The sequence below is a fragment of the Paraburkholderia suaedae genome (genome assembly GCF_040812055.1).
Classification (GTDB): Bacteria; Pseudomonadota; Gammaproteobacteria; order Burkholderiales; family Burkholderiaceae; genus Paraburkholderia.
The window spans coordinates 1-7,939 of sequence record NZ_JBFOAH010000069.1 but is presented as its reverse complement, the minus strand read 5'-3'; the positions used below and the strand labels follow the sequence as shown (position 1 = coordinate 7,939).

Below are 7,939 nucleotides of genomic sequence, written 5' to 3'. Positions count from 1 at the left end.
AGCGCGGCCACAATCTGCTCCACCGAATACTGTTTGTGTTTCATCGCCAACCTCCCGTGCTGTGGGGAAAATTGCTCCGAAACACTAACACTCATTTCTGTCCAGGATTTCTGCAGCAGTTCACATCTCATCGGGTAAGGCGCCGTCGCGCCATCTATGACGTCAAGTCGATGGAAATGACCTCCCATGGCGGCGATGTCACGCACTACCGCCGCGGCAGTGGTCGGTCGACGACCTGGAAGTGCGCGCGCCCGTCGGCACGATCCCGCTATCCGGCATTGCGTCGGCGCCGATGCCGTGAATGGGTTTAAGTATCAAGCGCGGGACTGACGACGTGTGCGCCTTCGCACACGGCAACACTATGAACGACCCCTAAAATGGTCGAACTTTCGTTTCGGCCCGGTTCGCCCGGACCTTTAACGCGGTCTCTATCTGGCGGCCGCTCACCCGGAGCAGCATCAAATGAAAAGCGCGGGAGATGGGTTTGGTTACAACGAACGACTGTTTGCAGGCGGCTTTCGCGGTTACCTTCACCTGGCCCGCTTTCACTGGGTGGCGCGCCAGATCAGAAGGCTGGGATGCCCAGCCCGGACGGTGCTTGAAATCGGCTGCTTCGACGGCAAGCTCATTGAGTTCCTGCCGACAGAACCCACCCGCTACGTCGGCTACGACGCCGATTGGGAACATGCGCTCGACTTGGCCCATGAAAAATGGAGTGATCGTCCCAATCTGGTCTTCTGTAAAGCGACTAGCGCAGACCAGATGAAGCTGCCTGTAACTGAGCGCTTCGACATTGCGGTCTCGATGGAAACGCTTGAGCATGTGCCGCCCGAACTGGTCGACGGTTATCTGAAAAAAATGGCGTCCCACGTCGACGGGTATGTGTTCGTGACGGTGCCAAACGAGAAAGGCCCGTTCTTTCTCGCAAAGTGGCTGATCAAGAAAGCATTCGGCAGCAATCAGCACTACACCTTCGGTGAAGTCGTCAACTCAACACTAGGGCGAATGCAGTACGTCAGCCGCAACCAACACAAGGGCTTTGACTACGATGAACTTGTCAACGAGATGAAAAGACATTTTGACGTGGTGACGGTCGTTGGGTTTCCCTTCGCGATGCTGCTGCCGCGCTGGTGCTGTTTTGGTATCGGAATCATCGCCAAGCCCAAGAAGTAATGCACGACCGCGAGAAGAGGCGGCAACCCTCGGTCCGAGGTGTTGCGCCCAGGTTTTCGTGCAACCTCGGCAGGTAGGGTAGAAATCGTTGGTGCTCCGGACGTCTGAACGATCTGAACGCAGCAGTTCGACTGAACCGCTTGAGAGCCGATTGATCGTCAGTGCGTTAGACCGCCTTACCGTTCATTTTTAAAAACAGATTCAGGCGAACAATTGAACTGTAGGGAGAAGTCTATAGTTGGTATGACTTTGACGATTGGGCGAACTGGTAAATATGTGTTCGATGACCCGCATACAGTGAACGAATATGCCGGTAATTTGCCATCTGCTCAAAGTGCCGAGAAAAGCAATTAGCTATATTGAATTGCTGGGTAAAGAGACGTGCTGTGCAAAAGGGCGTGCTACGTTGCGGCGTTCGATGTGCCGAGGAAATTCGGGGGCGCGGCAGACACCCTCACGTATCTGGACAGTGGCAAGTAGCAGCTCAGTGGCCCGGCACACAGATCGGGGTAGCAGGTCAGGTCCGCACGTCGAAAGGTTCCACTGCAGGAGCGATCCGAAAACTGGAGAAGCCTGAAGACAAAAGGGCGCATCGTGGCCGGGCAGACCGTCAGCCGTTCGCCGACTCAGGTCGGCTCGCAGCGGCCGCCGCAATGTCGAGCACTACGACTTCGACGAGGCGGGCTTCAAGATCGTCTTTACCGACCTGCGGCTCATTGCATGAGGCAAGAGAGGGGATCTCCAGAAATGACGCCTGAATTTGCAGTGCCGCTTCGCCATGACGCGCGGCACCAGTCCCGATCGAAAAAGGCCAAGCGATGAGAGTCACGACAATGGATAACACCGCGCCGGCGAAGCAAACCGCGAGGCGAGTGCGCGCATTGCAATACCTCATGACGCCAGAAGGGTGGGCATTTCTCGTTTTTGCAGCCATCACCCTTTCAATCCTGGGATTTCGTGAGCGCAGCGTCGGCCTGCTGTTCGATCAGGATGCCTACATCCAGTATTTCAGGACGACGGACTGGCACTGGCTCGTGCAGTTCTATCACAATCGGCAGTCGAATACGGACTTTGTCATCAGCCTCATTACGGAAGAGCTGGGCTGGCGCTCGTGGGTCATCTTTCTCAACGCTTTCGACGTGACGCCTGAAGGCGGCATCAGGTTCACCGTGCTGCTGCTGAACGCGACGGTGATGTATTCGCTGCTGCAGCTTCGCCGGCCGTTGCTGGGATTGATCTTGTGGCTCGTCGTACCGTATGGGCTCGCCACCGTGGGGCTGTTTCAGATCCGGCAGGGCTTTGGCCTGGCGATCGCCATACTGTTCACCTGCCGATTCCACAGGCCGACCCTCGGCATGATCCTCGCGAGCTTGGTGCACACCACGTTTGCGGTGCCTACGGCGCTGCTTATGGCCGCTGGCCTGAGCGGGAAGAATAAACGGGCGGCGCTGGTTACGGTCAGCGTGACCGCGATCGTATTGGCGTCGGCCGCAAAGTTCCTTTTTGCGCGCTACGGCGGCAGGCGCATCGAGGAGTACACCGGGTATCAGGAGAATTTCACGCCTCGGCTGCTCACGCTGCTCCTGCTCTACACGATCGCGTCCGTCACGGTGCTGTGTTCGACGTGGCGCTTGCCGGCGACGAGACGGCAAATCGCCATCTCGCGGTTGTCGATCATGCATGTCGGCCTGTTCGTCTATCTGGCCGTCGCTTACTTTGTGTTTCCATTTGCCAAGGGGCGTGTCTGGTACTGCGTGCCGTTGCTGCTGCCCTTCCTTGTTCCCGAGATCAGGTTGCGGAACGCGGCCATTCTGACCATGACATTCGGCGTGTTCGTCGTGGTTGCTGCCGACGCCACGAAGAATTACTTCGAAGGTGTCTACCATTATTTTTTGGGCTAAGTGGCAAGACGCTGTCGCCGCTCAGGTTGCTACCGACGCCGCCATGCCGGAAGGTGCTTGCGGAAAGCGCAGACGTAAGATCCCATTTCGTGAAAATAAAAAATCCATTGCGATTGGCGGGTTCCTGATCGGCGTGTCTGTGCTTGCGATCGACATTCCGGGCGTGATCAGACATTTCTGTACAGCCTATGCGGCCATGGGACCATGGGCATGTTTGGAATCGCGTCTCTGGGCGCGATTTGATGCGCGGCTTGCACTACGTTAAAAACAAAAGCCAGAGCAGTGACGGCCGCAGCCGCAGCAGTTCGCCGGTGCCGAACACGGCCAGTTGCCCGCAGAACTCATAAATTCCGCCCAAGCTGGTTAACCCGCTCGACCCGAAGAATTACGGCGCTGCCGGCAATGGAAATTCCGACGACACCAAGGCCTTCCAGGCCGCGGTCAACGCTGGCGACGTGCTGGTCCGTGCCGGGACCTATCTGATCAATGGCACAGTCATCATCAAGGCCAATCACCGGCAGATCCAGTGTGAACCTGGCGTAACGTTACGGAAAACGGTCCGCCAGGATAGCAACATGTTCACCTTCGAGGGCCCGTCGACCGGGAACAGCCTGGTCGGCTGCACCTTTGTGGGTGCCAACCCGAACCGCATCCGGGACTGGGACCATCCCGGACACTACGATATTCCTGTGCAGACCAACGGCGCCGTGGACAACTTTGTCCTCGCGGGCAATACCGTTCGCGACTTCTTCGGTCAATCGATGTTTCAGACTGAAGGGCAAGGGGGCGGAACCGGGGATGTTCTGGTATTCAACTCATTCGCCCACTGCCCACTCTACGGTATCGCGCTGATGGGTTCGATCAATGGACGTGTCGCCTATAACCTGGCCGATAACTGTCGCCTCGGTGTCGAGAACAACGACGCCAGCCAGGACACTGGCGGCAACATTTTCGAATGCAACGCCATGATCAATGGCGGCAACATCACCGGCGGGTCCAATGGCGAAGGGGCGTCGACTACAGCCGCAACATAAGGCGATGCCGCGTTCGTCGAGTTGGCCGGGCAGCGGGCAACTGCCGATGCCGTCGGTAAGCTACCCGCGACGATGTTTGGCATCGCGGCACTTCGGTAGCGCGAAAAAACACAAGAGGCATGGGCCCGCGCACCGAGCGGTCCAGACGCCATTGCGTGAGTGTACGATCCTTGCGCCGACGCTGCACCGGCGTATCGCACAGTCCCACTTACGACCCGTTTCTGCGTATGGGGGTAGGCCAGAAAATAGTGCGCTGAGTGGGTGGCAACGCTCATAGCGACGCGGTGTGTTCCGTTATTTTATCAAGAGCAGACCGCTGATTTCCATACTGAATTTGATCGCGACGAGCCTACTACTTATTGACGAATTCTCACACAGCCGCGAATGGACCAAAACAAATCGAGTTCCTTATTCGCAGGGTCACTCAGTTCCCGGGGTCAATGGACATCGGCAACATCTGCAACTGACACTGCCGCGCAGTTCGAAGTGGTGAGCGATTTGGAAAGTTTTGCATCGCTCGAGCGGGAATGGGAGCAACTCTGGCATGCTGCCAAAGGAACTCCGTTTCAACAATTCCGCTATTACCATCATGCTCTCCACGAGGTTGCCATTCCTACGGGGGCGACCTTGCATTGCATCGTCGGCAGAAAGGATGGCCGCATGTTGTTTGGATGGCCCCTGCTGCGATATCGCGAACGCCTGTGGACAACCGTACGACCCTTGGCGCCGGACCCGTCGGAACAATCGGATTTGCTGCTAGCAAATGGCGAGGACCCGCGATCTATTGTCTGCGCGGCTTGGCACGTGCTGCGAGCCTCATGTCGAGGCGACCTGCTTAGCCTCCCGATGGTGCGAACGGATTCGGTCCTTCATCGGCTGGGGTTGCAGCAAAAATGGCTGTCACGAGGAGAGCCGCGCGTAATCCGGGTAGCTCCTTTACTGCGGCACAAATCGTGGGCTGAATTTCGAGCAGGATTGCCGGCGGCGTTCAGAAAGGAACAGGACTATCATTACCGACGTCTGCAAAGAGCCGGCGAAGCTGCGATGTTCATCGCGGGTCTGGACGATCCGGGCAGCGCCGCTTATATCAGGACGATGCGCGAATGGAAACATCAGTGGGCAGCACGAGTGGGAGCAGAAGGAAATTTTTTTACTGAGCCCTATCAGAACTTTCTTCGAAAAATATCGACCGATCCATCGTTCACACGCATGCTTCGCCTGTTCGTTTTGTCCCTGGATGGGAAAGCAATTGCCGTGAGCCTCGTGGCTGTTTCCGAGCGTGCGGTCATCGGCATCCAGGCCGCGTATTCCCCAGCACATGCCAAACTTTCACCAGGTTCTTTGCTGCTTGAATACATAACGAAATGGGCGTTCGAGAACCAGCGGGACTTGGATTTCGGGCCCGGTGACAGCAAATACAAGTCGAATTGGACTGAATCCGGCTATACGTGCACCGATTTCCGGATTGCGCTCAGTCACTGGGGCCGCACAGTTCTCGCCGCACGTGCGTTTCGAGACCAGTGGCAAGACGTTCATCTTCAACTTTCCGCTGGGCCGTTGCGTCGCACCTGAAAAACTCGCGAGGGCAAACTGACCCGCCATTTTAGCGGGGTAGGTCGTCACCGCAAAGCGTCTGCCAACGTCCCTGCCGCCGATCCGCGTCATACAATTTGGGCGTACGGCAGATGTCTAACTCGTAGCCCGCCCGGTGAAAGCCGCGCGGGCTTTTGCACGTCGCTGAGCTTGTGCGCATCGATCGCCCCTGCAACCTCACGCCAGTTTGCGGCAGCGCTTTGCCAGGCCTGCGCCATTTCAGGAGGAAGCGTCCGTGCTTTCAGATCCTGGTCGATCTTGACGAGGGCCTCGTCCACCGCTGCCCGCGTCGCGTCGCGAGTCCCGGAGACGATGTTGTTGCCACCGAGCATGGTTGCGGATAGCGCCCGATGCTGCAATGTCAGTTGAATCTACGACTGGAGCGCGCGCCATTGACTGCGCCGTCATCATCGTCTTGCGCGCCAGGTCGGCCGACGATATGGGCTCGTGGTGCGCAATAAGGTTGAGAACCCTGTACTGACCAGCCGTAATGTCGATTGCCTGCAGAGGTTCGTCGAGTCTGCGGCGAATCAGTTGTTCGACTTGCTGGCTATAGAAGCTTTCGCCGTTCTGGAAAGTACGTTGACTGAGCGAGATGTCACGAGCCCGGCGACCGGCCGAACAACAGCAATGCTTCGATCAGGATCGCTTTCGAGACGATCTTCTCGGTCGGTGAATGGAGGAGCTCCGCTGCCTCGTCGACTTGTGGCGGTAGACGTCTTGTCAATCGTCAAAGAGCTTCGGTGTTCGATGCGTTCCATTTGTATCAACTCGTGAGGAAAGGGGCGGACCGCCAAAATTCGTCACTTACCCCTTCAGACGTTTACTTGAGCACCCCGTTACGCTTTGCAACGTGCGTCGCGATCGCGTCCATCAGCGGAGGATTCAGAGCGTCGTACGGTGCAAGTCCGAGCTCGTTGAGTCGCGCACGGACATCATCCATCTGCTCCGGTCGTGCGCCACCGCCTTCGATCACCGACGAGACGAACGCTGCGAATCGCGGTTCTTCCCAACCTTCGTGATCAGATAGTTCGACATGAATGAAGTCCAGACCGTAAAACGGGTGATCAGCGTTTTCGATGCGCCCGTACATGTGGGTGCCGCACGCCTTGCAGGCGTGACGTCGAATGGCCGCCTTTTCGTCGACGATCTGGAGCTTTTCCCCGTGCGCAGTGACCTCGACCTTATCTCGCGGAACTACGCCGACGACCGAGAACATTGCGTGTTCCGGCTTCCAGCACTTTGTGCAGCCGCACACGTGATTGTGGGCCACGTTACTCGCAACGCGGACTTCGACCTTGTTGTTCTGGCACCGGCAAGGCAGTGAACCGCCCGCAAAGCCCGGCGTACCTTTATTGACACCCGAGTCCACTGATGGATGTATTGCAACTGTATTCATGATCAAACCTCTCGTTAATGGAACGAACTTCGGTAGCCTCCGCACGCCAGCGGCGTGACGCGCGTCCCGGGCACATTAATAATTGATGACCGTGCGGATCGATTTGCCCTCGTGCATCAGGTCAAAAGCCTGATTGATCTCATCGAGCGGCAAGGTATGAGTAACAAAAGGAGCGAGCTTGATGTCCCCGCGCATGGCGTCTTCGACCATGCCCGGCAGTTGCGTGCGGCCCTTCACGCCACCGAACGCGGTGCCTTTCCAGGAGCGGCCAGTGACGAGCTGGAACGGCCGGGTGGAAATCTCCTGTCCAGCGCCAGCCACGCCGATGATGACCGACTGACCCCAGCCACGATGCGCGGACTCGAGTGCCGCGCGCATGACCCTCGTATTTCCAATGCACTCGAAGGAATGATCGACACCCCAACCGGTCATTTCCACGATGACCTGCTGAATGGGCTTCTCGTGGTCATTCGGGTTGACGAAATCAGTCGAGCCGAAGACTTTGGCGAGTTCGAATTTCGCGGGGTTAGTGTCGACTGCGATGATCCGACCAGCTTTGGCCTGACGCGCCCCCTGAATCACGGCGAGGCCGATAGCGCCCAGACCGAATACGGCGACGCTGTCACCGGGCTGCACTTGTGCCGTGTTGCGCACCGCGCCGATGCCCGTGGTCACACCACAGCCGAGAAGGCAGACTTCCTGATGATTAGCCGCGGGTGTAGTGGTCTAATTTCCTCGGACAGGTCGATAGGAGGACAATCCCTGAATCGACGAGGAAAAAGAGCAAGATGACAACAAGAAGGCGCCGGCAATTTGACGCCAGCTTCAAGCTGGAAGTA

The 7,939-nt window shown here is 57.5% G+C and carries 10 protein-coding genes and 1 pseudogene; 5 read left to right on the top strand and 6 right to left on the bottom strand.

Going from position 1 to position 7,939, the window contains the following annotated elements; translation table 11 throughout:
• Positions 1-206: hypothetical protein (locus ABQJ48_RS37135; protein ID WP_367842844.1), on the bottom strand; the 206-nt coding region annotated here is incomplete at its 3' end.
• Positions 207-462: 256 nt separating this feature from the next.
• On the opposite strand from ABQJ48_RS37135, the gene ABQJ48_RS37130 reads away from it, so the two are divergent.
• Positions 463-1,173, top strand: a complete 711-nt coding sequence (locus ABQJ48_RS37130) for a class I SAM-dependent methyltransferase (RefSeq protein ID WP_367842843.1) — start codon at positions 463-465, stop codon at positions 1,171-1,173.
• A gap of 610 nt (positions 1,174-1,783) precedes the next feature.
• Here the strand turns inward: ABQJ48_RS37130 and ABQJ48_RS37125 are convergent.
• The gene (locus ABQJ48_RS37125) at positions 1,784-2,017 is read right to left on the bottom strand and encodes a hypothetical protein (protein ID WP_367842842.1); all 234 of its coding nucleotides are present in this window, start codon (positions 2,015-2,017) and stop codon (positions 1,784-1,786) included.
• 28 nt (positions 2,018-2,045) lie between these two features.
• Between ABQJ48_RS37125 and ABQJ48_RS37120 the strand changes: the two genes are divergently transcribed.
• The 4 genes from ABQJ48_RS37120 to ABQJ48_RS37105 all read left to right on the top strand — a co-directional run bounded on the left by ABQJ48_RS37120 (position 2,046) and on the right by ABQJ48_RS37105 (position 5,680).
• Positions 2,046-3,074, top strand: coding sequence for an EpsG family protein (locus tag ABQJ48_RS37120; RefSeq protein ID WP_367842841.1), 1,029 nt, complete (start codon positions 2,046-2,048; stop codon positions 3,072-3,074).
• Positions 3,049-3,339 (top strand): hypothetical protein, encoded by a 291-nt coding sequence (locus ABQJ48_RS37115; protein WP_367842840.1) that lies wholly within the window; start codon positions 3,049-3,051, stop codon positions 3,337-3,339. The genes ABQJ48_RS37120 and ABQJ48_RS37115 overlap by 26 nt, the downstream gene beginning before the upstream one ends.
• A gap of 310 nt (positions 3,340-3,649) precedes the next feature.
• The gene (locus tag ABQJ48_RS37110; RefSeq protein WP_367842839.1) at positions 3,650-4,108 is read left to right on the top strand and encodes a hypothetical protein; all 459 of its coding nucleotides are present in this window, start codon (positions 3,650-3,652) and stop codon (positions 4,106-4,108) included.
• Positions 4,109-4,492: 384 nt separating this feature from the next.
• A complete protein-coding gene (locus ABQJ48_RS37105) occupies positions 4,493-5,680 on the top strand; it encodes a GNAT family N-acetyltransferase (RefSeq protein WP_367842838.1) in 1,188 nt (395 codons plus the stop codon).
• An 89-nt stretch (positions 5,681-5,769) separates the two neighbouring features.
• Here the strand turns inward: ABQJ48_RS37105 and ABQJ48_RS37100 are convergent, their stop codons facing one another.
• The 4 genes and pseudogenes from ABQJ48_RS37100 to ABQJ48_RS37085 all read right to left on the bottom strand — a co-directional run.
• Positions 5,770-6,033 (bottom strand): hypothetical protein, encoded by a 264-nt coding sequence (locus tag ABQJ48_RS37100; protein WP_367842837.1) that lies wholly within the window; start codon positions 6,031-6,033, stop codon positions 5,770-5,772.
• Complete coding sequence (locus tag ABQJ48_RS37095; protein WP_473094246.1) at positions 5,921-6,193, bottom strand: MarR family transcriptional regulator; 273 nt, start codon at positions 6,191-6,193, stop codon at positions 5,921-5,923. Before ABQJ48_RS37095 ends, ABQJ48_RS37100 begins: the two co-directional genes overlap by 113 nt.
• Positions 6,194-6,524: 331 nt before the next feature.
• Positions 6,525-7,100: an S-(hydroxymethyl)glutathione synthase gene (gene gfa, locus ABQJ48_RS37090; protein ID WP_367842836.1), complete on the bottom strand. Its 576-nt coding sequence runs from the start codon at positions 7,098-7,100 to the stop codon at positions 6,525-6,527.
• Positions 7,101-7,175: 75 nt separating this feature from the next.
• A pseudogene (locus ABQJ48_RS37085) lies at positions 7,176-7,817 on the bottom strand (zinc-binding dehydrogenase); the annotation flags it as partial.
• Positions 7,818-7,939: the final 122 nt, after the last annotated feature.